Source organism: Acinetobacter bereziniae LMG 1003 = CIP 70.12 (assembly GCF_000368925.1).
In the GTDB taxonomy this organism is placed as follows: domain Bacteria; phylum Pseudomonadota; class Gammaproteobacteria; order Pseudomonadales; family Moraxellaceae; genus Acinetobacter; species Acinetobacter bereziniae.
Window position 1 is genome coordinate 303,877 of sequence record NZ_KB849754.1, and the last position, 26,718, is coordinate 330,594.

Consider the following 26,718-nt stretch of genomic DNA (forward strand, 5'->3'; position numbering starts at 1 on the left):
TTAGTTATCTCACATCTCAAGTCTTAATTGGTCAGCTTCATTTTCTTTTTCAATCGAAACTTCAGCAATAATTTTTTGGGTATTTTCGTTTTGCAGATCTTGATCAAATATTTCATTCACACAAGTTTCGACTAATTGTTCAGTCAAGTTTCTGCAGATCTCAAACTCTAAACCTTTAGGTTGTACGGTAGGGTAGCCGTCAATTAAAAATGAGTTTTTCATTTCATTTTCATTTGAAACTTTAGAGTACAAATAAGTCTCAAAATAACGAGCAAACATTTCGGTACTGGTCGCGTAATACGGCGTTGCACGATTTTCAGCACTGTCGATATTTAAACAGTCCTTTTTATAACGCGATAGATTGTCACTAAAACGAATATCACCTACGTTAACTTCAACGTCTTGCGACTTATCAAAGAAGTTTTGCATTTGAGTATGAGGATTTTTAACTCCCTCAGGCATGTACTTCTCTACCAGGTTATAGAACTTGTATTTAGATGACTCTATCAAGTATTCAGATAGGTTTTGCGATAGTGTTTTTAAATCCACATTCGCTGCGTTCGCAACACCTGTAATTTTTTCTTCCAAACCGGTTGTAGGTAAATGATGTTCTGGCTGGCGCATATCATTAAGTTTTTGCTGATAGCGCTCAAACGACTTAAAGCTTATAGCATTAATGTCAGTGTTAATTTTAGAGACAATGACATCCACCTTGTCTTGAACTGTACTGAAGAAAGATAGGTTTGTATCAGCTTTATATTCACGCTCATACTTCTTCAAGTACTCTTCAATTTTCTCAAACTGACGGCGAATGAGATCTTCATAGTGCTTTTGGTGCCAGTCAAAGAAGCTGTTTAAGGTTTTGCGCGTAGAATTAGGATAATTCTCTTTATTCTTAATCACTTCATCATGCATTGAATCAGCAACAGTGTGGTACGCCTTGATTGCAGTCTCAGCATTCTCATGAAGTACTTGACCGTAATTTTTCATTGGCTGAACTGGCTCATTCATCATCGCACGATGTACCTTTTCAAAAGCACGACCGGACTCAGTAACAGGGGAGTATCCAGCATCCAACATATTTGATAAGAAGTGTCGTGCACCTGGTATCTCAAAATTAGGGATGTCTTCATAATAGTCCTGAAGTACAGAACGATTCATTTGAGCGTGATTTTTATATACTTCCGCTTTTTCCAACATTCCCAAGTGTGCATCTAGCGCATGGCCATACTCATGAGCCAAACTTCCAGATCCGCTATCACGAGTTAAGTTAACCACGTTCTTAGACAGTTCAAAATGCGCTGCAGATCCTTTAATTCCGCGTGAAGCCAAAGCAACACCCAAGTTCAATAAACCATTGTTTGATTTAAAGCCCATGAGTTGTTTTAAGTCAGCCAATGAGTCATACACGGCATTAACCAACTGTTGAGCCACAGGACTAACTTTATTGCCTACTTCAACACCACGGATAGAAAAGTCATCTTTAAGCTTGAATGAATCCACATCGGCACCTTGGCGATGATCAGGACCAGTACGAGAGTAATTTAACAATCCGTAAATACTTGATTGGACTTTTTCAGTCACAAAGCCATTTTCAAGTTTTTTCACTTCACTGGTAAATGACGGCAAACGTGGTGCTTTAGGTGTATTCACAGCTTCAGTCGTTGCTTCTATAACTGGTGCAACAGGATCTTTAACATAAATAGGTGCAGATTCAGCTTTAACTAAACCACTTTCAATCGCACTTTTCAGAACGTATGGTTCAAGCACAGTTGAATATAAGCCAGTACGTTGCATGTTGCTGATCGCATCGCTCACATCTTTAGTGACTTTCGACTTACCGTAAAAATCAAAGATCTTACCTGTTGATAGAATCTCACTGAGTTCTTTATCAATCGTTTTTTCGATGATTTTCTCAAGCTGAACACTGATACCGCCTGTATGTTCTGGCATAATGTAGTACTCATTCAAATTGCTAAGCAATTCGAAGTAGTTTTTGTAGTTGTTCTTGGTACCTTTACTATAAAGCCCGATATAGTCTTTACGTTGGCGATCAGTCATACCAAGACTTTCAGCAGATAAGCTTTTATTGTTTCTTACCGCATGAATCAACTCTTCTTGAGTATCTACCATCAAATTTCTGATGTTAGAAACAACAGCCACATACGCACGTAATTCTGTCGCTCGTTGGCTATCAAGCATCAACGCATTTTTAGAGAATAACGGTTTAGTTGGGCAGTAGTCATACATTGCCTTTACGAATATTTTGTCATCAATACCGAGTGGCGTATTGGTGTACCAAGCTTGGAATTCTTTATTTGCAACGATTTTTGCTTTTCGATAGTCCGTAGCTGTTTGATCGGCTGATGTCGCTGAAATATATTCCAATGAAATGTATTCACCGTAGCGATCTTTATGTGCACCGCCAAACTTGGCACCTACATCACCTAAGTACATAGCAGGGGAGTCACTTGGCTCTACCTTTACATCAACAGGCACATATTTGTCTTTTGGTACCAATTGATCGATAAACGTGAAGTCAGTAAACACACGGTTTTGAAGTTGTAAGACATCTTCAACTGAGCGCATACTTTTAACAGGAAAAACGCACAGAGACTTGTAATCACCGTGAATATCGGACTTATCACCAAAAAGTTTAACCGATGCATATTCATTGTCGGTCGATGGCTTGATGGCCAAAAACAATTTGTGATTTTCAGTTTTGATATACGGCTTTATGTGTGCGGTTTGATCGTATAGAGCACCAAGCGTATTCGTAATCAAAGTTTGGAAATGCAAACTTGCTAACTGTTTATTCTCAAAGTCAGTTTTGTGTTTAATCTGAATTTCAGGCAAGTTAGATAGTGCTAATTGCTCTAAAGTGGTACCGAAATTAACCTTAGATTCGATAGCATTTAAGATTTCGTGACTAAACTGGTCTACATCATCAAAACCAGTAATCAATTGATACTGATAGTCATGAGACGGTATACGAAGAAGCACGGCAGTTAATTGAGGCTCATAGTCCGTATCAACCATAAACAATTGCGGTGTTTCATCTTGTTGAGATGATTTGTTTAGCAACTTGTATTGGTGAACTTTAGGGTTGGAACCTACAAAATGCTCAGCATAAGCCTGTTTAATCGTATCTTGTAATGCTTTGACATGCTCAAGCATGACGGCATTGACTTCATTTAAAGCGGTTAAGGTTTTATATTTTTCTGCAAACGCCTCATTCACGGCGATCTGCTCTAACATAAATCTAGGCTGAATATCCTCAAGTTCTGGATTACCTACACGGTTTAATACAACACTAAATTTGAGCTTATTAATGAACGGATCAGGTTCACCATTGATACCATTGCTAAAAAGTTCTTTAAGATCACTTTTCTGAAGTTTAGAGTTCACCAAATCAAACGGATGAACTTCTTCAAATGCCTGAACATCAAAAACTTTGGTTAAGTTTTTAGGCATGATTGCTGTCTGGCCATCTACATGAGCGATAACATAGGTGTACGCTGGAGAGATGTTGCTCAGAAGCTCAGTGACTTCATTCGGTTTTTTATCGTAGCTAAGATCCTCAAACTTTTCGTATGTTGCAGAATTAAGATTGCTGATGAAATCTAATTTAGAGTTGAAATTAGATGGATGATCAGAAATGTACTGGAACATCTTGTTTGGTAAAGACGTAAACACTTTATTGATTAAAGTTTGCTGACTATCTTTAGCTTTGAAGAAGTTGAGATCTGACTCGTAATATTTTTCAAAAGTGAACTTAGCTGGAGGCATAAACGTCATGCTGTTGCGTGAAGTCGATAACTTAAACAAAGCATTCGCAGACGTTTTAACCGCATCTCTATCATTAAAGCCAGTAGCCTTATGTATATTGGCATCTAGGGAAACTGAATGCCCAATAAACGGCGCATTTTTGTCTTTATGATTGTAGAGGCGTATATACTGAAGATCATTCTTTTGAAACACGGTGATAAACATATCATGATCAGGGATCTTGATTGCGCCGTGGTGATCTTCATAGTGCTTTACAGCATTTTCTAGCTGAGTGTTAAAGTATTCAGATTCACTATTGAACTGTACGTTCTCTTCTTCAGCTGATAGCGAAAAATATTTAACGTTATTCTGAAAAGCTACATTAGGTTTGAGAAGTTCCTTAATCACCTCAAATTCTTTTTGTACTTCAACATCAAATTTGCCAAAAACTGTACGCTGATTAATATCAATCAGGTTCAGATAGTTGAATAGCTGAATGTTGTTGTAGTTGTGGTTCGGTAGGGCAGTTTTGTTTAACTGGAGCTTACCATCTTCTAACTGCATGCTTTGGACTTGCTTCAAGTCATCTGCAGTCAGCTCTACACCAAAGACTTTCTTAGTTTCTTGTTTGAGCTCTTTATCTTCACCAGCAATCACTAAGGCAGCTATTTTTTTTGCCTTGTCATAATCGCCGTCTTCTAGATATAGGGTTTTCTCAACAAAATACTTGGCAATGTTCGCATACGCTTGATTTGTTGCTTTGTAGCCATCGGTAGACAATGAAAAATGTTTGTTTTCATCAAATTCATTTGATTTAACGGTTTTAACTTTTAAATCGTCAATGTCACCCGTTGGTTTAATCTGAACATAGATTTCATCTGCAGCGAGATCCATGTTCGAGACAAATAAGGTCGAATTTTTAGAATAAAACTGACGTTCGATACTCGACAACAGATCCTTTGCATCTTTGCGGTCTTCTTCCATGTCAGACTGCATATCTTCAGCAATCGACTTGATGTTTTCGCCACGGTCATCCTTTGTGATAAATGACCAGTCTTGTTGCGGATATTTGGCTGTTAATGCCTTTTGGAAGCTTTGAACCTCAACAAAGCGATTGAACTGACGGTCCAGACTAAACCCATCTGTATGTGATGAAGTTTTAGCAAAAATATCCTCAGGAACAGAATCAGATTTAGTCTTACGATTGAAGTTTTCACTTGCATTTGGCACCAATAAATTACGGAATAAAATCTCATTTACACCGTTCTTTAAGAATGACGCACTTTTAGTTTGTGATAGAGATTGTTTTAAAAATGCTTCATCAAAGTTTGATTCATCAAGAAGCCGAGTAAACTCTTCAAAATACGCTGAAGCTAATTTATCGTTATTAGCAAGATCAGCCGTGCACAGATCGCTTAACTCTAAACGCTGTGCATCTTGCTCTAGCTCTAACGGCGCAGAAAAATCACCAGCAACAAAATCATTGATATTTTGCTCAACATAATTGTTCGTGCGTGACATCAACATATCAACTGCAGTTTCATTATTCACAAATTCCTGAAGCTCAGGCGTTTTAATTGAAACCAATTGATTGTCGAATTGCTTAGACAGTAATTTGAACAGATCCGCTTTGTGTTGATTGCTTTCTACTTCAGATTCAAAACCTACAAATTTGCCGTTTTCATCTTTAGCGTAGTAGAAGCTGTTTTTATTAAACAAAAAGGTATTTGTTGCAGACGTAATGCCAGATACCAAAGTTTCACTTTGCCATAAGACTTTTTTAACTTCATTGTACTGTTTTGAGATCTCAACATTGTGTGTGTCGATTTCGTCAGAGATCGCTTGAATATCATCTACGCTGAAGTTTTTTGTTTGTGTAGCTGAGCGCACGACATCTTGAATTTCAGCATATTTCTGATTTAGATAATCACTATATTGCTTCTCAATTTGTTGAGCTTGTTCAGTAGCCTTAGGAATGACATAGACATCCAAGATCTGTCTAATTTCAAGCATAGACGGCGCGAAATCACGCACCTTGTCATTGCCTCTTGCATCCAATAATTCTTCAGGAAACTTTAAGAGCTCTTTAAGTACGGCAACATCATCAATTTCTGGAGTAGGGAGGTCATTTGCAATGTTGAGTAGATCAGACTCAGTAATAGATGCCTTCTCAGTTGCCTCAAAATTAACATCAAGGTCATTCAAGATCTCGTTAACATTTGATTCATTGAGTTGTTCTTCTAGTTTACGCTGTTTGATTTCAGCAGATTGGTGATCATAGAGCGCATTAAACTTAGGAACGATGTTTACAGAGAATTCAGAGAACTCTTGGCTCAGATCGGCAAAGAAAACTTTACCTGTTGGCATCTGGCGTACCATTTGTTGTAAGACATCATGGCGAAGCATGGCAGCGTCATACACCATCTTATCTACAAGGCGTGTTTCAATACCTTGTTTAGACGCCATCCATGTGCCGTGTTCATCTTTATAAAAAGCTGGAATACCTTGTTTAGCTGATTCTAATAGCTTTGGATACGGCAATTGCTGTTGATTAAACACACGGTCTATCACAACAAGATCAGAAGCTAATTTTTGTACATAAGCATCAACATCTTTAAAGCTCATGTTAAACATTCTGTTGCCACGGCCATGCTCAATCAGCTGATTAAAAGTGGACTCGTATTCATGAGCAAAATGCACCAGGTTAATATTGTCATTTAACCCCAATGCTTCATACGGATCATGAGCAAAGATTTCAGGAATATGGCGCAAGTCATCAATAATCAGTAACGAACCATCTTTTTCGTAATTGACGGGTACTGCAAATGGAGACAACTTAATTTTGGCTAGATTATCTAGACTTTCGCCACTGGCCATCGCCGATTCTTCATCTAGATAGACTTTAGAGAAGATATTTTCATAGCCATAATCTTGAAGACGATTAAAAGGAATTTTTGAAGACTGAAATTGAGCCAAGTAGGATTTGTTCGATTCCTGAAGACTGGTTTTCAGCGTATCAAGGATATTAGATCCATTGTTTAGCTTACTGACATACACTTCAGGGAAAGCAGAAAGGCGTTCGGTCGCTGATGCGAAGTAACTTTTCCAGTTCGGAATGTTCTTCTTAAACGGTAGATTGGTGAGATAAATATCTTCTTGCTTAGTCGGTACTTTCATATCGTTGGTAAACGCTGGAAAGACCTTCTGAAGATCGTTTAGATCGATACCAGACTTTGCCGGGTTCTTATAGTAGTACGCATGAATACCATCATCATTTTGCACTTCATAAAAATGGGCATCCATTAACACTTGTTCAAATTGCTTAGAACTGTTTTGTTCAATAGATTTTTTGAATTGCTCAAATTCATTAACAACAAGCATCGCCGTTTTTGGGCGAAAATTGTTGGCTGGCGATACTACAAGACGCGCACCAAGACCAGTTAAATTAGGCCATTTAACTTCATTCACTTTATAGTCTCCTACTTGGTCACATAGCATGATCCAAGACTTTAAAACGACTCTTACGAGTACTTATATGTGCTTATATTAAACTAAAAAATTAACTTTGAGGGAGGGTTTAGGCGTTATTCTTTAAAATAGTATATACCGAGTAAATAGCACTGTTTAAATACCTATCATTTTTAATAAAACCATCTAAAACCGTGCACTATTCTTTCTTTTTTTATAAATAAAAATGCCACCGTATAGGTGACATCTTGCTTAAAGCTGATGGTTACATTTTAACAAATTCGTTTTTAGCGAGTTCGTCTGGTTGGGTGCCATCTTCTACACCTACAATAATTCCAGTACCACGAATAAAGTAGCCACTATTATTCGGATATTGGACCAAGGTAACATTATGCTCAAGGTTACTTTCTAAAAAGGTAGTGCCGTATCCCCAAAACTTATTTAAGCCTTGCCATGGAGCATCCTTAATATAATTGTTTTGGGCATATTGAATGGTGTATTGACCAATTGGAAGAGATATATTGACAGTTTGCTTTTTGGGTACCTGAACAACGGCTCGTAACCTTTTAGTGGCCTTATCTCGAATGATAAACACAGTATCAACATTTTGAGATTCCATTGAAACAGGACCAAAATGTTGTGTGTTTTCCATACTGGAAACATTAATCACTTCTTTTTTAAATGGCATGGCTGCACTATTGGCTACCATTTTTTGATGTTCAGCATAGTCTTTTGCCATTTGTAGACCGTTTTCAGGTTCATTCGGTTGGCCTGGATTGGCTGACTCTACTGATTGAGCTTGTTTCGATATTGCCCGTGTAGCACTTTGAGCAAAGAGATCGACCAATCCGAAATGATTAGCCACAGATATAATTGCAACTGCTAGACCAAAACCAGCAAATTGCTTTGGAATTGCTATTGCCATAGTGCCCCCTGATTCCATTTATAAGATTTAAATAAAAAAAAGATGCCACCCACAGGGGATAGCATCCAAGATCTCAAAATTGCTTATAGTGCCAATTCAGGATCGCTATTCTTTTGTTTGCTTAATTCTGGATCTGCTTGTACTTCAATGTTGGTCATGAGCTTAGTCCAATATTCATCGTATTCAGCTTGTGACATCTCATTAATGACTTCATTCCATTTAACTAGGTTCTCATGTTGATCTGTACCCGGTTGGAAGAAGTGCATTGCATTTCTGACATACTGCTGATGATCAGCAAAACGCAGTTCAGCAATATTTTCCTGAATATAGTCCAGGCCTTTCACCGTAAATTCGCGAATCTCCTTCATGATTGCATCTTTTTCTATACCATGCGGTTGAGTTACAGAAGATGAACCACCTTCAGGACATGGGTAAACAAGCCAATCATTACGCAAGTTCATTTCTGCTAAGGTCACTTGTAAGTACTGCTCACCACTACGGGCAAACATTTCATGTGCGGTCGTCCAATACGGCTTCTTAGCACTTGTTAAGCCCTCTAATACCATCGCATTTTTGTAGAAATCAGTTTTTAGCTGAGATTGATTAGTTGATGTTAAGCGATCGTTCGTCTGTAAGCTTAAAGAAATTAACTTTAAGTGTTCATCTGACAATGGTTTAGGGCTGTTTTCTTTGATGAAGTCGAGTGCACATATCGCAAACTGACTACGCAACATTTGTCGATAATCACGGAATACAACTGATCTAAAGACTGTACTGTTCGCTGCACCAAGTACTTGCGCTGCAAAGACACGATCATGATCAATTTCAGAACGAGATTGCGAGATATATTTGTTGAGCTCAGTCCGTGGGATTGGATACTCATTTTCAGACAAGAACTTATGCAAGCCTTGGGCAACGTGCATATAACGTCTATGTTGTATGGCGTCCTTTTGGAAAAGTTCAGGATCTTCATGACGATTAGCGAAGTTAATCAATGAAGATAGTTCAGTATGCAACTTGCCACGTTCCGCAATAAACGTATTAATTTTCTCTTTTATGCTGTCTCTATCTGGCGTAAACAAATCAACAATGTCAGGTTGATCTACCAATGTTTTATCCAAAATCGTTTTGATGCTGGTTTCATAAAACTTGACTTGATTCTCAAGATTCGTGCGAAGTACTTCTATCGAGTCATCCTTTTTCATTGGCAAGTAATACATCGCTTGATTTACTTTGGCTGCAGCTTGCAACAAATCTTGGTTAATGTTGGCATACTTCTCAGACTTAATGTTATTCAATTCTGCAAAACGAGTTAGATAAGGCTGTACGTTTTCCATCATCATTTTTGGTTGATTGCGTGTCATCGCACTAAAAATGAGATGGTCATAGGCATGGAAAAATTCATGACCAAACGAGCCAAAACCTGAATTCTTGGTTAAGTTAATCACACGGTTAGATGGCTCGTAATGTGCCATCGCAGCGGAACGTCCACGCGAACCAAAAGCAACACCCAACATACCGTTAAAGCCAACAAATTTCGGATCTATATCAAGTGCCTTAGCAAGAGCGAAACAACCGTCATATGCGTTATTTAATGCGATTTGACGATCGCTCTGGTTCAAGTACTCGCCAAACTCTACGGCTTTAAATCCAAAGGTCGCTTGCAAGGTATGTGCTGTAACATCTTGGCCATTACGTGAAGCAATGTTTTCCGTCACAACCACATCACTGAGCTTGAATGCCTTACGCATAGTACGAGGCTTAGCATACTCTTTGAATAGGGCATCTAAGGTACTCGCCGTGTCATCTACAATGTTCGATACATTCTTTTCAGATAACGAGACTTCTTGAGTATCATCATTCTCTGCAGTTGCGTCTTTGGTTTTTTTAGCAGTTAACAGATCCATTACTTGTTCAGATAGACCAGCATCAGATCTGCTAAATAGCGTACTCGAATCTATAATGTTGCCACTTCTAAAAGTAACAGTCGCTTTTACTTTGTCTTGGAACGGTTTGGCATCAATCGCACTACGTATTTTTTTATAGATAGAGTAGGTGCCTTTAACTGGCGGTAACTCTTTCCGTAAATGATGAAGTGCTTCAGTGAGCGTTTTACGTGCTTCACTACTATCGGTTTTCGCCAATTCAGAACTAATAATCATGTCAGTGGCAGCATATTCAGCATAGCTTTCTACCAATGAAAATAATGACCGATCTAATGATTTAAACGCCGTGAACAGATCTTTGTCTTCATTCAAACGAACGTATAAATCACATGCATTAGGAATAAATTCACGAACTGTTTTTGCTTCCATTAAAGCATCACGCATACTTAAAACAGCGTCATAGTATCCAGCACCTACTTTTTTAAACTGTTCTTCAGTGGCATTTTCAAGCGGATAACGTGGCTGATCATTCGTCATCTTGCGTACAGCGTCAGTCAGCAAGTGAATGTAAATATCTCGACCAGCTTCTTTTGCTTGTAAAACCGATTCCTTTTTCCAAATTTTGTCACGCGTAATTAGGTTTTTGACTTGCAAAAGCGACATATCTTGAATCTGACTGAGCGATAAACGTGGACCATACAGATCCTTTTTCGCACCAGGCATTTTCATACCCGTATCTTCAATAAGTCCAACTTCAGAACGTGACTCAGTGGCTTTCGGTTTGGTTGTTTTTGGCTCTTTTGGTGCTTCAGCTTCAGGCTTACCCTCAGACTCAAACAGTGATGTTTGCTCTGGAGCAACTGGCTCAGTCGGCTCTACAACTTCTACCGTTGCTTCCTGTACTTCTGGTTCAGTAGGCTTTTGAACTTCAGGTTCAGTTACGATCGGTTCTTCAACCAATGGTTCTTGGGCAACTTCTACAACAGGTGCGCTTTGAACCATATGTTCAGGTTTATATACTTGATCGCGAGACTTAAATAATTCTGCTTTTTTGAATGATTTTGCAAAATCAGTAATTAAGAAGTTCTTAGAGTTCGGGTGCTTTGGCGTAGGAAGAATTTTATAGCCTTGATCAACAAATTGCTGATGTTCGGCATTATTCACAATGGCCAGTTTTAACGGAGATTGATCATCGGCAACTTTAATCGCGAGATCGAACCGGTCTTTAGATTCAAGTAGCTTTTCACCAAAGGTAAAATCAATTTTATTGACCAATGTTGAAATATTAACAGCCACAATCTCATTAAGGCCTTTAACATCAATATTTTCAAAACCGGGTGATAATGGCACCTTGATTGTCTGCAGTATGTTTTCACGTAACCCAAGATCATTTAATACTTGGTCCACAAGATGCGCTTTTATCCCGTTTAACTGGAAGTCTTTAAACAATCCACCACGCTCGTTGAATTTAGCAAACTGCTCAACATTATCAAAAACCCGTAATTGATCATGCTGTAAAACTGGTGTGTCTTTATCTATGACAGAAATCACTAAATCAGCACCGTCATTGGCCACAATAATTTTGGAGCCGTTTTCAAACGCTTGATCCATTTCTTTTTGATGGATGTAGTCGGTAAAGACGTTCATCAAATCAACATTGGTCATCACATCATTGCTTTTCACAAAATCGATTAGATCTTGTTTCGCCGTTGGATCGATGTATTGATTATCGGCATCACGCAAAGTTAATGCCTTGTAATCGTCCAACTCAGGGTTAAACAATACCTTTTCTTTAAGGTGTAGGTTTTCGATCGACTGGAAGATCTGATAGCGTTTTTCTAATGAGTCGATCAAGTACTGCATTTGCTCTTGCGTACTTAAAACTGAATCATTGCTAAGCGTCAAAGCTTTAAACAGCGCCTTATCGTCTGCAGCTAAGTCATTCAGACTTGATTTAACGATTAAGCGATCGGTAGACGGAATCTGTTCACCGCTGAAATATAAGTTAATCGCACCGTGCTTTTGTTCATCAGCTGGTGAAACCGTGAGATAAAAATTTATCTCAGGAAACTCAAACTCTTTGATACGTTCTGGATTGGTGATAATGCTTAAAAGAGATCCCGTTTTTGTCTCGAGAGATTTATTTTTTAGTGCCGTCCATTCTTCAATAGAACGATTTTCAAATGACTGCAGTAGGGCAGAATTGATTAAATCACGGTTGAGGTTAAATCCATTCTTGAGTGAGTCTGGAGTCGATTGTAATGCTTCAAGCACAAGCCCATGTTTAAAGAGATTGCCAAAGTCATTTTCACTGTTAACATCGGTCTTTTCAAGTGGCAAGAAACTTGATGCATGCTCATAGACATTCTTAACTTCAATATCAAGCTTTAAGCCTTTTTCATATTTCGGTACCGCTTCCTTGGTCAAAATACGATTAAGAATTACATTCTTAAGGTCATCATAGGTCAGCTTGTTTTTGCTGATCGGATTAGAGCTCAGGATATGTTCAAACGAAGAAGCACCATTAATCATAATGGTTTTTTGCTTTTGTAATGAACTAACCTTTTGACCTAGATCCATCGGCAGTAAGCGAATGAAGTTCTGATCAGATGCTATCGTACTGCTATACACCGCCAAAGAACGTGCGCTAACTTCAGGCTCAACCATCAAAGCGTTACCTTCAGCTAGGTAGGTTTTTACCGCTTCTTCAGTCAACGTGACGACATTTTCAATTTTCGAGTCTTTTGGCGCCGTGACTTCATTGTAGGTCGGTGTTAGATAACCTAGTGCCATCAAAATATGCTTGTGCTCATTATTAATAATGGCAGTAACCGCTTCAGATTTAGACTCTTCACCCACGGCATTTTGATAAAAGTCTTGTAGATAGCGCTTATACGCCATACTTACCGCGACCTTTTTATTTAAGGCAAAAAGCTGTTCTTGTGTATTTGAGTTGAAGTGGTCTTTATGTATCACCTTAGGCAGATAGTTTTGAAAGCTGTCTACCACATAGATTTCATCTTTTTCGAGTGTTTCTTTTAAAGACAAAACTTCATTGGTCGCAGCAAAAACAATCGCGTTGGCCAGTGCATTACCAGGATTCGTGCGTACACGTAATTCCTCATTTATCGCATGATTGAGTTGCGACCTAATATCAGGTAATCGGTTAAGGATAGGGGAGTCAGGATTGTTGCCAATATTGCTACTCAGCTCAGAAAGCACATGAGCCACATCGATACGCTTATTAAAACCCTTGTAGTTACCGTCCTGTTCTAACAGGTTATAGAATCGCTCTAAGCTTTCATCCGATAAATATTGTGATGCAATGCTATGGGCATCACCATCACCAAGCGCCGTAAATTGGCTATTAATACTATGCAGTTGTTGAAGAATACGAGGCATTTGCTGATGAAATGAAAAGTAGTTTTTACCTACATTTTCAGCACTGGTCGCAATCATGTCCTCAATACTGTTATCCAGCACTGATACAGCATTCGAGAACACCATATCGTTAAAATCTGGCATTGCAGATTCTTGAGATGGTGAATATCCCAAAATAGAATATTCAAACTTTTCGACTGCAGATAACTCTTGATCTTGTTCATCATAATAATGAACCACATCAAACTGGTTAACAGCTTCATTCCAAAGCCCGTTAGGTTCTTCACCTAGATCAACGTTGAAATGATAAATGTCAATGTCATTTGAGGTGTGAGTAGCTTCAAACTCGTTCGCCTCATCCAATAGACGTTGCATTTCATCTTGCAATTCATCATCGGTGACAACGCTTTGTAGGAAGTTATCCAGATCCGTGCCGTATTCTTCACGGTCTATCACTGAATCAAAAAAACTATCATAAAGATTGTTCAGACGCGTAGAAGCAATGTTTAACTGACTTAATGCCAATTCCATTTCATAAGCTTGATCGTCATAGGCTTGCTGATCCAAAACATACGCATTTTCAGTAGCAACAGCGACTTGAATCGCAACCGCTTTTTCAATACGCTCACTGATGGTATGTGTTGCTTTCGCTTCAACAATCGCTTGACGTTCTTCTTTGAGCTTTGCAATTTTTTGTAGGTATTCTTGCTTAATTTTTCGCATTAAAGCGAGTTTAGTCAAAGAGTCCTTAATGACTGGTTCTGGAATGTTCGGCTTAAACTTGGTGTGTCTAAAAAAGTGATCAATTCGATTGAACAAACGTTTTACTGGAACCTTAGGTTCAGGCGGTATGGTTTGCTTAATTTGATTGAGATCCAAGCTTTCTAAACTTGTACCGATGTCATCCAAACTTTCATAAATTAATTCACGATCAAAACTGCTATCACCAATTGAGTAGGGATCAAATGTTCTTAAATTATTAATATTATTTTGAACGCTTTGGATCAGGTCCTTAATCTTATCGGCAAGGTCGAATTCTTCTACATCTAAAGTTTGGTTGTTGTATTCCCAAACTTTCCAATCATTGTCCACCAGCTGTAACGCAGTTGTTTCTATACCAAATGGTGCCAATGCTGACGGGATGCTGTTTTCTTCGTATGAATACAAACAGTCATTGATTTTCGTGACTAAGGTTTGAAGCTTGATCAATCCTTGGTGATTAACGGCATGATCATCCGATCTAAGCGCATTCACAATTGGATCAATGCTCGTATTCAGCCCCTTATTCAGCTCTCGAATATCAATAAATTGCTTCGGTAAGCTGTTATACGCTGGCCATGCTGGATGTGAAGATATTTTATAATTGGTCAGCTCAGGAATTTGCGTAATATCTTTTAGGGCAAGTACTTCACCGCCTGAATTAACCGAAATCACTAGCTGTTTGCTTAGTTCAATAGGCTCTATCGTATCTTCTATGAGTCCAGCATTTAGCGCTGCTTCTTTATCAACATAATAACGAGTCAGTGTTTTATCTGCTTGGTACCCGTAATTGTCTAAATCAGCCAACGGCAATGGATCTACGGACTGCAGTAATGTCGGTAGCTTATTCCAGCCTAAATCTGCTTTATTGAATTGTTTAACCGCACCCATAATGGTTGTATTTGGGGCAAACGGTTTTTGCTGTTTTGCTTGGTAAAGCACAACGGACTTTTGATTATTGAGTTCAAATAGGGATTGCCACTGGTTTTTTTCAGCACTACTCATTGGGTTTTGCAGATATATATCTGACATATCCATTTCAATGAGGTCATTTTTAGAGTCGTAAGGAAAAACAGATTTTATGTCAGCAAGAGAGAGACTATCTTGCGAACTCTTATACATAAAACTAAGGTCGTTATTTTGCTCATTGGTGATATAAACAAACTTTCCAGTCTGTTTTAAACCTGTTAAGAAGCTGTTTAAGGATGTGTTCAACTTTTTCTCTAAAAGCTCAACATCTTTAATCTTAATAATGGCTGCTTGGTTTCTTAAATCAGTTTTAGGGGTTACTACAAGTTGAGCGCCAAAGCTACTCAGATCCAACCATTTCTTTTTAGTTGACATATAAACTCCATGGCAATATGTATAAGCATCTTTTAATTAAAATATCAAAGCACCATCGGTTACTTTTGAACGGTATATACTAAAGATTATAAGAGAATTTATATAAAGAAACTATCTAAAAGGGTTTTAAACAAAGAAAGGGATGGCTTAAAACCATCCCTTTTTTTTAAGTTTTTTTCATTATCAGCCTGATAATGAAAAAATCAGGCTATTTACTTGCCATTGCTTGTGAAAGTGCAATCCTACGAATGTTACCCGTAGACTTAGAACGATCAGTCACTTCAATTGAGCCGTCAGTTAATTTGCTTTCAGCAGAAACTAGCGCAGCCAATACCGCTTCTTTACGTTCATTTGACTTGTATTGTTGATATTGCAAGTTCAAGCGTTCAGTACTTTGAATTAAACCATCGACCATCAAACCACGTTCATCTTTAATCGCTTGTGATTTAGCAAAGTCTTTGTAATCTTGCCCTGAACCTAAATAACGAGAGACACTTTTTTCCAAGTGTTGCATCGGTGCAAGTTTGGTACTTGAATCATGACTATTGGTACCACCACCAGCAACAGGGGAGTATTGCGCTTGAATTGCTTTCAAAGAGGTAATTGCTGGAGAAGTTAAAGCATCTTTCGCCAGTTTAGCCATCACATAATCTTGACCAGCAGATGTTTTCGCAATTCTACCGTCAATTGGAGCATCAGGTAGACCAACCATGTTGTTGATCAATGCATTTTGAGCACGAGCCATCGCCGTGTCTGGCGCTGCAGTCGTGAATAAAGTTGAAGCTTGTAAACTTAGACCAGCATTTTCACCAGCAGCACCACATAGTCCAGACGCAGCCTGAGAAGTGGTACAAAACTCATTATGAGCTTGTAACATAGCTTCTTGTGCTTTGTGAGGGTTCATGTAGACACCAGGCGCAGCAACCACTTCAGAGCCAACTTTATTTAAAATTGAACTATCAGCAGATTTATTGTCTTGTTGAGCTTGTTCACGATCGCCTAAAACTTCACACGCTTTAAATGCTTGGCCATGTGCACCAAACTCAAATTGAGCTTTTTTCATTTGCTCACTTTGTTTAACAGCTTGGTACGCCGTTACAAGACTTTGTGCGTTTTTATGTGCGTTATCTGAAATACCTTGAGCAGATACAGCCTCTTGTTTCGTCAGGATCTTAATCGCTGCCGTCACATCATCTTGTTGCTTTTTAATGCCCAAAGATAAGTTTGTGTCCAACGCACGTAACGCAGCGCTTTCCACCGCATCAGCCTGTTGAATAAGCATATTCAAGGTATTTACTGCCATCGGGTTGCCCACGGAAGCACAGTAATAAGCAGATGCAGAACCGCTAATAATGGCGAGGGTTAAACCGAGTGCACTAATTTTTGAACGAGAGCCGTGCGCTTGTGGCGCTTTCATAACTTTACGTGATGTTCTTTTCGGAGTACGCATTATTTAGTCTCCTTAAAATTGAGGCATAGTTTGTGAAAGCTTAACTTTCACTGACTGGCCGTATTTCGTTTTCACATCATCTTTTATCGGCTGAGATTTCGCTAAAAGTAATGCAGACAATAAACCTTCTTCACGCAAACTTTGCTTGTAAGTTTGAAGATCTAAATAAACAGAAACGCCGTTAATGATATTGGCTTCTTTAAGTAGACCGCGTGGATCTTGCATCGCCATCGCCATTTGCCATTTTTTAGCTTCAGGACCACCGTAGTAACGTGCGATTGTTTGGTCGATCAAATCGTTGGCAGACACCATTTTGCCGTCAATATCTTTGAATGATTTTGTATTTTGCGCGTCAATAACCGCCAAGCTATACGCTGGCATAGCAAGTAAAGCTGTTTTTTGGTTGGTTGCTTGCAAATAATCTCGACCAGCTGGAGTACGTGCCGTTGCATTAGACAATGATTTATCTGGTGTACCTAAAATGTTTTCACGCACGTAATGTCTTGCAAGAGCTTCTTTTGAGCCAGGTGCAACAGACTTAAACAGTAGGGAAGCATTGGTATCGCCACCCGGTAATTTAGACAACGTACATTGACCAGCTTGTGCTTCAGCAACCGTACAGAATTCAGCTTTATGCACGTTTAGGCGTTGATTAATCACTTCCTGTTGAGAGCCAACTAATTTACCGCCGACTTGAGAAGTTTGAGTCGCCATATCAGCTGCTTGATCAATCACTTGACCAGATGCACTCGACATATTTGTATTTTCAGCCAAAACCTCACAAGACTTAAAGCCTTGACCAGTATTGGCGCCATAAGCAAATTGTGCTTTTTTCATGGTATCTGACTGTAAAAGCGCTTGAATACCAGAGGCAATAGTTTGGGTGTTTTTAGTTGTCGCATCGGTAATTTGGTTAGCAGCTTGCGCCTTTTGCTTCACCGCAACTTTAAGCGCTGCAACGATGTTTTCAGTCGAATCATCTAACTTTCTACGGGTACTTTGAGATACTTGTTGAATATCATTTGCTTGGTTGCTTGCATGCTTAGGAATCTGAGAAGACATCTCGCTCATAATCGTACCCAAACCAACCGTAGCCCATTCAGCAAAAACAGGACTACTAATCACCAAAGTTGCACCTAAAATGACAGGTACAAACTTTGATTTTCCTTTAGGCTGTCTTAAAGTATTTTTACGCTTTCTCATAGTCATTACTCAAAGAATTTGGCTGAAGCATTGGAGTTTGGTGTAGTGCGTTGCATCACATTATTAGCCACCGAATAGTTAGCCAGTGATGAAAGAGTACTTCCAGCCATGTATTTATTTTGAAAATCAACGCAAGTTGATGAAGAGCATTCCATCAATCCGACTGGAACAACGTTGTTAGATGCAATTGACGAGTAGTTCAATGCAACAGTCGCTTGCTGTTCAGAAAGTCGAGAACGAGAAAAAACAAAAGCAGTATCAATGTCGCCATACTGCAGACCATTTGGAATCAAATTACAGACACCCATTTTTGCTTCTTCTACGCCACACGAGGTCGCCAAGTGAAACGCATATGGTGAGGTTGCTTCATCTGTTGAATTTGAGAAAAGTTTCCCTGAAACATCTTGCATGTATTTAGAAACGTTAAAGTCTTTTAAGTTTCTATTGAGATCGGTTTGTTCACGTTCTTCAAGAGCCGTACAAAAAGCTGAATCAGGGAGGGCAGCATTCGTACCAGAATTTAAAATCGCTTTTTTGATCTCAATATTTTTATCGACACTTTGAATACCAGCAACGATCATTTCTGAATCACGCGTTTGGTTATCAACAATTTGATTTGCACTGACCGCTGTTTGTTGAGTAGATACACGCACAGCAGAACGTACCATCAATTGCTGAGCTTGTATTGCAAGCTCAGAAAGGATAGTGCCAAGACTAAAAGCATTGGTAAAAAGTGGTACGGATAATAGACCAACCGTTAAAGTACCCACCGCAATTGCTTTAACAGGTGAAAACTGATTAACAGTAATTCTTCTTTTACGCAGATTATTTCTATTTTTCATACCACCCCCAACTTAAGAGAAAAAGTCTTTAATTGATTGGGTGACAGAAGTAGATTCTGAACTTGAAGTTTTTGCGTTAGACGGTGTGCTAGTACTGGCTTTTTGATCAGTTGAATAAGAAACTGGACTAGTCGAGCTACTACCATTGATTGTATAAGTATCTCCACCCTCAAAAGCACCGCTAGGCATAACTAGACCAGGATCAAGTTTACCAAGTTGACCATTCACAGCAGTACCAAGCGCACCCGATACATCAGTATATTGACCAGCTTTGTTGATTTCACCTATAACATCATTCAATGGGCCAACAAGTTCAGTACTTGCAGTTTTCATTGCGTCACACGCTTTTTTAGTCGCGTAATCGACAACCATTTGTTGCGCTGCATTGATGATTGTATCAAGTGATGGAATAGTCACAGAAAGGTCAATGATTTTACCGATGTCAGCAAAACAGCCACCTTGACTAGCTGGACTGAACATTTTGTTAATATCGATTGGACGACCCCAAACCGTCATTTGTAGATCTAAGTTGTCTTTAACGACTTTACCGATCCCATCAGTTGCACATGATTCAATATTGGTTTGAATGTTTTGAGCAGCTGCTTGTTCACCTTTTTTAACCGCCATGAAGTTGTTTTCAGCAGCAGTAGAGTTGAATGACGAATTAGAACTGGTAGACGAATAATATCCGCTATTTGAATTCGACAAAGGCGTATCACCACCAGAGCTACTTGCAATGGTCGATGATGTTGCGATGTTTAAGTTACCCATGTTTTGAGTATTACTGGTAACAGAAGCAACGGAACTTTGTTGAACTGCAATAGCACTTGAACACCCAATAACGGTAGCAACAAAAATGCTTAAAGCACTTTTAGTTTTAAAAGCTGGCTTAACATTTTGTAGATTAGGGTTAGTCCTTAAAGTCTTGCCCCGAACTTGTTGTAGCCTTTTAGCTTTCTTGTGATTGTTACGCATATCTAGCCCTTTAAAAGAGTTATGATTAATGTTTTTTAGAAGCAAGTTCGCAAAGCACTACAACATCTTTTACTACAGCTTCACTACTTAAATATAAGGTAGCTATAAGGTGTTTTAACTCATATATCCTTTTAGCGAACTTATATATAGAATCATAATACCATTCTTCACCATATTGTAGTATATACTTCTCATTGGTTAAACATAGTTTTATGAATTCTTTTAAAATAGGACGCTTAAAAATAATAGCTGTCGTAATATATATAAACTGAGTACTAACCAAACACATTAAAGTATTAATTAGCTCTACTTCCTCTTTTAAGCATTCCTGTAAAACCGATGGCTTTAGGGTTTTAGAAAAACCTTCCTCAGTCACAATATCTTTTAAAAAACCTGAATCCGAGTACTTATTTTTCAGAAAATTACTTAATTCATGCACGTTCTTTAAGTAAATATTGATCTGATCTTTAGACGCAGTTTTGAAATGTTCCTCTACACGTTTTGGATCGTTTAACGTGATGTCGAGCATTTCAGATTCATTATTTTTTTGATTTAAAAGCACAAAAGCGGTGAAGCTGGTAACTTTGCGTGTTTCGCCAAGATAGCCACTACTGCAAGCATTCAAAAAAACAAGGCAATGCTGTTCAGTAAGATACAAGCCGTATTCTTTTGGTGTACCTGGTTCAAAGAAATTGAGTGAACGCTTATCAAAATGAAAAGTGTTCTCTAAGGTCTGACAAAAGTAGTTAATAGAGTGTACAAAAGCTTCTGGTACAAAGGTTGTAGGCTCTTGAGACAATGCTATGTTTTGGCTTTCTATGCTCATTCCCACGATTTAGTCCTCTTTGAGAGGTAGGGCGTAATAGCCCATTTGACTTAAAACACGTAAAGGAATATCAAAGTTAAGACTTTGCGTTAGACCAGATTTAGGGTTAAAGGTTTTAGCTGAAGCTATAAACAAAGTTTGCTCATTAATAAACACTTGAATGCTATTCGTGACTTTTTGTTCATCAAGTATGACGCCACATACAATATCTAATTTCACATCAAACGTATAAGCATCCATTTGAACGTCTATTGATTCCCAATCGATCGTCATGAACAAGTTTTGGTTTTCAAATTCCAAATTACCTTCTTCAAGAGCTTTATGGATTAATCCCTTTTCTAATAATTCCAAGTAAAACGCATGTAAAGGCGTTGCATCTGCAAAACCATGAGGATTAAACGGCGTTCTTGTCGGTTCAGTGATTTTAGTTTGAATCATGTTTAACTCCATTAAAGGGTATTTAGATTCTATCTTAAAACACCCTAAATGTTTTTATTTAAAATTAATTAAAACCCATTGCTATAAGTTGAAGCGCTTTCTTTAGTTTTAACGTTTTCAAGATTGCTTTGCGTAATAGTATCTTTGTAATGCTGACTAAACGTATTTTTACCCGTTTCGTTTATGTTCTTAAGCTCATTTTTAATGACCTTAAGATAGTCTTGATATTTTGGTGACTGTTCTACATAAACTTCGGTCGCTGCAATTGAGAACATGTTCTTATCATTGGTTGCGATCGGAAATAGGGCAGTATAGGAAGCATCTTGCTTGAGCTGGTCTACAGTTGTTTGTTGCTCAATGATCTTCGCCTGATAGTCCAACAATGTTTTATTGATGTTTTCATGACTATGGATAACGAAATTCAACTGTCTGTCATTCGGACGTTCAAGGGTAAACGGCTGATCGATACCAGAAAGCTTATTACAGATCTCCATATTGTATCGGTAGGCTTCAAACGAGTCTGAAAAGTGATTAAAGTCTTTTCGGAGAGCATTATTGTTTTCTAAGTCTTGCTGAAAGTCTTGAAAGCATTGCAATACATATTCATCTTCATTTTTTTCAACGAATAATTGAGCGATGTTGGAGCACTGGTGCCGTTCGCAGAGATCCGCAAGCTTTTGAATGCTTTTAACCTCATTTTTCTTTTCTAAGATATTGCGTAAATGTAGCTGAGTTGCCCGATACTCTTGCATCAACATATTGTGATGCTCGACAAATAGCTCATAATCGCTTTTAAGGTACGGACTGGCACCTTCAATCTCACGCTCTACCTTTTCATGCTTAGAGTTGATTTGAACACGCTCACGCGTGGTATTCACTGTATTTTGACCAAAACCACCTAAGATTTTATCAAAAGTAATCATCGCATCGATGTCGCCAGTTACGTTTTTATAGAGATCCATGATTAACGCCCCAATGTTTGATCATTGTCATGATCGTTTCTACGTGCGACTTCTAAATCTATATGCTTATCAAGGTCACTCAAAAATTGAGATGTCGTATTTTTCTCAAGCTTTACTTGGTCTAAGTAGTTTTTAGTATTGAGATTCAAACCATCTTGGAGCGCTTCTAAGCGTAGGCCAGTTTTATCAAAATCAGCTTCAAGGATCTGATTCACTTCTTTGATTTTTTCCATGTCTTGCTGTTCTAGACGGTGTAACTTCACATCCTCATGAATCGCAGCGATATAGTGATCGGTTAAGATCTCTTGCTTTAAGTGCTGAAGCGCAATTTCCACGTTTCCTGTTTCGGCAATCACGGCGTTGAAGCTGTCAAAGATTTGACCTGTTTCAGCCGAGTTTCTAAATTCAACAATACGAGGCTCAACACTATTAAGGTTTACAAACTTGGCATCACCATACGCAGTAGGTAGTACTAGATGATCATCCATACATTCAAAAAGTTGCTTATATTCAGCATTCATAAGATTTGATGCTGCTTGAAGCTTTAAATCTTGTTGTAACGTGTCTAGGCGTTGGTTGAGATGTAGAAAGCTTTGAACATACATCTCGTTTTGAGAGTTTTCAGGCGCAACAACGGTTGAGGCCATACCTTTAACAACATTTTTCAGTTGCGTATTTTGAATCTGATCAGCAATTTGATTAAGCGCGTTAATGTGATCGGCTTTCACAAGGTTATTGTTTTTCAGTTGTTCAATAAATTGATTTTGTTCAATCACTTTTTCACTTTCCTTTTCGCTGAATAACGAATCTTTAATTTGTTGTTTCACCTGGTCCAAGTTAGAGAAGAGGTGAAGTACTTCTTGTTCATTGCTGTTATTGACTGCATTTAGCAATGTAACAAACACATCATGGCTGATTAGTTGTTGCTGATTATTTTCCGCATTCTGAAATTCAGCAATTTGACTACGGCTAATGACTTCAACACCAACATCATTGATATAGCTTGCGCCAATCGGGGAGAGTTGATTATCTGGAGCTTTTACGGCGTAGTACTCGCCTGATTTGCCATCATCTTTGGCGCATAGACCAATATATGTATTGCCATCTTGCGTAATGATTTTTGAACCGATGCTATTGAGTGCTGCAGAGGGTTGTAACGTACTCAAAGTTTGAATCAATTCTTTTTCGCGATTTTGATGAATTGCATTACTTACTGCCTGGTAAACTTCAGGATCTAAATAAGTCACCTGATTGGCAGATTCTTCATTGAGCGCCGTGACAGTATTCCACTCTAAAATATCTTTACGCGGTATCGTTGTAATACCGGCATTAATAATATCTTCCGTGGTAATTTGACGATCAAGGTTAGTAATGGCCACGGCGTTGTATTCGGGTGCAATTGATTTATGACCTTCCGAATCTGAAGTCAGTACCACGAATTGACCGTAATCCGTTTTCACCATGGCACCTACAACACTGAGCTTGCCTTCCAAAATCATTTTTGAAAGTTCAAGTTCACGTTCGGCAGATCTGGCATAAGTATTAGTCTGTTCTGCAGTATTGTTGATGGTATCGGCTTTGAGCTTGTCTAAATATTCACTTGAAAATTTACCAAGCGCATTTAACTCGTCTATCGGCTCGACAGACTCCAGCTCATACAGTGGAACGGTAGAGGATTCATTCACGATGTCTTTAAGATAAAGCACATCTTGTTCAGTGATATTTTCGAGATCTTCAATCACCGAAAGAGGCACAACGATCGCACGTTTATCCAGATTATCGGAAGCTATATCCAAAACAACCATATTGGTTTGGGTTGTTTCATCTTCATAAACCATACCGACAAACTGTTCAATTTCAGCATAAGAAACATTGTTGTGACGGTCTTTAAAGAATGCTTCTAAGTCAGAATCATGATCAACATAAATACTGTCATAAGGGTTCATTGGTTTACCGTCATTGTTTTGGTCTTGGCTTTGCGGTGCTGATTGAGTTGCCGACTGTTCTGCAGTATTGCCTTTAAACTTACCCAAAAGGTTTGAAAGTTTAGATTTGACTTTCTTTACTTGATCCGAAATTATTTGACCTGATTGATAGGCACGTTGAATAAACTGATCTTTGTATGAAGCTTTGGCTTCTTCAGTCATTTGTTCTGGATCTTGCCCTAATGGATATTCGGCACCAAGGAACATACGTGCTTGTTCTAAGTACTGAGAACAAATGGGTTCAAAAAAGCGACCTTCAAACTCATGGATCTTTTCAGACTTAATGCCTTCATGCAGTTCTTCAATTGAGAGAAACGTTACTTTGTCTTCAATCGCTTCTAAATAGAACGGCGTAATCGGGGTAGGTGCATCGCTACCTTCCACTTGAGGCGGTAAATCTGCTTCTTTAACTAGTTTGATAAATGGGGTAGAGGATTCAACACCTTCGACAGAATCCTTACCGACTACATCAATCACGATGTATTGTTCACCGTCAATGGCATAGACTTTACCGACATTTAGATCGAATTCTTCTAAGGTAACGCCGTCACGGTCTTTATTCAGTTGAGTGGTATATGGATCGTTTAAAAGAGGCAACATTTGCTCTTTAGAGATCGGTTTTAAAATATCGGCATTCTTACCAAGTTCAGTCAATTTTGATTTATCGGCTGTATTGGCAAGCTGTTCGGGTTGTTGTGCGTCTGGATGGTTACTTTTAACGGTAACATCAGGATTGATTGGTTTATCCCAAATGTTTTTCAGGTTATCAAGGCTTTTGTTCTTGTTGAACATGGCCATAATCGCTGCAATGATCAACTTGATTGTTTTCTTAACCAGTTCAATCATGACTGCAATCATTTTTGCACTGAGCGCAGCGAGTTCATCAGCGACCGTTCGTGGATGGCCGTGGCTATTTTCACGCGCTAAAGGAGGACGTTCGTTACCTTCCTCATTTCGCATATCCTTAAAGCTTTTAGAGGCAACGCTACTTGCAGCCAAACTTGCTTTGTCTTGTGGACCACCAGCAATGTTTAATGTGCTCTTTGGTGTACCTTTTGGTGCATTCGGATCAGCTGATTCAACATCTTCCTTTACTGTCTCTTTAGTCTTCTGATTTTCTTTATGTTCTTTCAAAAGTAGAGCAGCTTGTAACTGGTCGCTATGTTCACGGGTTTCTAATAACTGAATTACTTCCTTGGTTAACGTGTCCGTATTGAATTCAAGATAGTGAATCTCAAGTTGTTCAAGTCGAGCAGCTGTATGGTCGCTATTCACACGCCATTGATCCATGACGATAGATTTTGGCACTAAGCCAAGTTCTTCAGCTTCAATCCCACGAATTAAGCAAAAGTCACGCACTTGGCGCATCAATGCGTTAATTTGGTTTTTATCGGTTAATTCACCTGAAAAATAGGTATTCGGTGCACCCGTAACTTCGTTGTAGATCTGCTGTTTTGCTTCACGCACGACTTGGTTTTGGTTAATCAGGCCTTCAATCGCGAATTGACGATTACTCAGGAAGTTGAGGGCATTTTCTTTAGTTGCACCCTTCAGGCTTAAACCATAGTAGGGCTGAGTGATAAAAGATTTTGTCTCAAAGTTAAAGAGGGTTTTTTCAGCCACTTGAACGGCTTCAAATGGATTCTCTTCTTTGGAAAGGAGGAAATCAGGATCATTGTCTGATAGGTATAATTTAGAGTCTGCAGTTGTATAAACACGGTCTTCAACTGGCAATGAACTGTTATTTTCAGCAATATTGCCTAATCCTTGGTCCAGTGCGTTTTTAGTCTGGATTTTATTCAGAGCCGCAATAAACTTAAGATCATCATCATTCTGCAGATCAAGCCCGATGTCTGCAAAGAATTCTAATTGACTGGCTGGCTCTCTTTGCTCAAGTGCATCAAATACTTTACCAATCAGAACAGGATCAAGTTCAGCTAAATCATTGACAGTGACAGCGGAAAGATCAAACGTGTTTTCAGGAATGATGGACCGTTCATTCTCGTAATTCGGGTAACTACTACGCTCATAATCACCTTCGTCAAAAAACATCGGTTCATCATCGTTCAACCGAGTATCTTCAAGAGGGGGAGCGTAATCATAATCTGGGTGCCCAGGAGGTACAGAGTTACCGCCCATAGGCTGATCATATTGTTCATACTGATCATACTGATCATACTGATTATTTTGATACCCATCATCTTGCATGACTGGCGGTTCTTCCATTAATGGAGGTTCAGATAGGGGATCATTGGGATATGGTTCAGACTGGTATTGTTGCGATTGATCTTGTGCAACATTGTTTTGTTGTGGCGTAGGCTGGATGGATTGAAATTCCACGCCGTCCAAACTTAAATCATCCCACTGTTCCAGGCCCTCATTGAAAGTTAATGATTGGCCGTCTTGCAGTTGATCAAGTGTTTGCTCGTCAAAATTATCTTGTTTAGGGCTTTGGTCCATATTTGATCCTTATGACAGGTGGCCTTCCTGGTTTTAAGAGTCCTTT

General features: G+C 38.8%; 11 protein-coding genes. All 11 read right to left on the reverse strand.

Annotated features, from left to right (window positions below):
* Window positions 1-9 precede the first annotated feature (9 nt).
* Window positions 10-7,236 carry an LPD1 domain-containing protein gene (locus F938_RS01675; protein WP_005028675.1) on the reverse strand — a complete coding sequence of 2,409 codons (7,227 nt, stop codon included), beginning with the start codon at window positions 7,234-7,236 and terminating at the stop codon, window positions 10-12.
* A gap of 265 nt (window positions 7,237-7,501) precedes the next feature.
* On the reverse strand, window positions 7,502-8,161 hold the full coding sequence (locus tag F938_RS01680; RefSeq protein WP_005028677.1) for a hypothetical protein: 660 nt from the start codon (window positions 8,159-8,161) through the stop codon (window positions 7,502-7,504).
* 83 nt (window positions 8,162-8,244) lie between these two features.
* Window positions 8,245-15,531: an LPD1 domain-containing protein gene (locus F938_RS01685; protein ID WP_005028679.1), complete on the reverse strand. Its 7,287-nt coding sequence runs from the start codon at window positions 15,529-15,531 to the stop codon at window positions 8,245-8,247.
* Between the two features lie 208 nt (window positions 15,532-15,739).
* Window positions 15,740-16,981, reverse strand: a complete 1,242-nt coding sequence (locus tag F938_RS01690; RefSeq protein WP_005028681.1) for a hypothetical protein — start codon at window positions 16,979-16,981, stop codon at window positions 15,740-15,742.
* A gap of 12 nt (window positions 16,982-16,993) precedes the next feature.
* Window positions 16,994-18,184 carry a hypothetical protein gene (locus F938_RS01695; RefSeq protein WP_005028684.1) on the reverse strand — a complete coding sequence of 397 codons (1,191 nt, stop codon included), beginning with the start codon at window positions 18,182-18,184 and terminating at the stop codon, window positions 16,994-16,996.
* 5 nt (window positions 18,185-18,189) lie between these two features.
* Complete coding sequence (locus F938_RS01700; RefSeq protein WP_005028686.1) at window positions 18,190-19,026, reverse strand: hypothetical protein; 837 nt, start codon at window positions 19,024-19,026, stop codon at window positions 18,190-18,192.
* A gap of 12 nt (window positions 19,027-19,038) precedes the next feature.
* Window positions 19,039-20,001: a hypothetical protein gene (locus tag F938_RS01705; RefSeq protein WP_005028689.1), complete on the reverse strand. Its 963-nt coding sequence runs from the start codon at window positions 19,999-20,001 to the stop codon at window positions 19,039-19,041.
* Between the two features lie 25 nt (window positions 20,002-20,026).
* Window positions 20,027-20,827: a hypothetical protein gene (locus F938_RS01710; RefSeq protein WP_024160804.1), complete on the reverse strand. Its 801-nt coding sequence runs from the start codon at window positions 20,825-20,827 to the stop codon at window positions 20,027-20,029.
* Between the two features lie 9 nt (window positions 20,828-20,836).
* Window positions 20,837-21,265 carry a hypothetical protein gene (locus F938_RS01715; RefSeq protein ID WP_005028693.1) on the reverse strand — a complete coding sequence of 143 codons (429 nt, stop codon included), beginning with the start codon at window positions 21,263-21,265 and terminating at the stop codon, window positions 20,837-20,839.
* 68 nt (window positions 21,266-21,333) lie between these two features.
* On the reverse strand, window positions 21,334-22,227 hold the full coding sequence (locus F938_RS01720) for a hypothetical protein (RefSeq protein ID WP_005028694.1): 894 nt from the start codon (window positions 22,225-22,227) through the stop codon (window positions 21,334-21,336).
* Window positions 22,228-22,229: 2 nt separating this feature from the next.
* Window positions 22,230-26,672 (reverse strand): hypothetical protein, encoded by a 4,443-nt coding sequence (locus F938_RS01725; protein WP_005028696.1) that lies wholly within the window; start codon window positions 26,670-26,672, stop codon window positions 22,230-22,232.
* Window positions 26,673-26,718 lie beyond the last annotated feature (46 nt).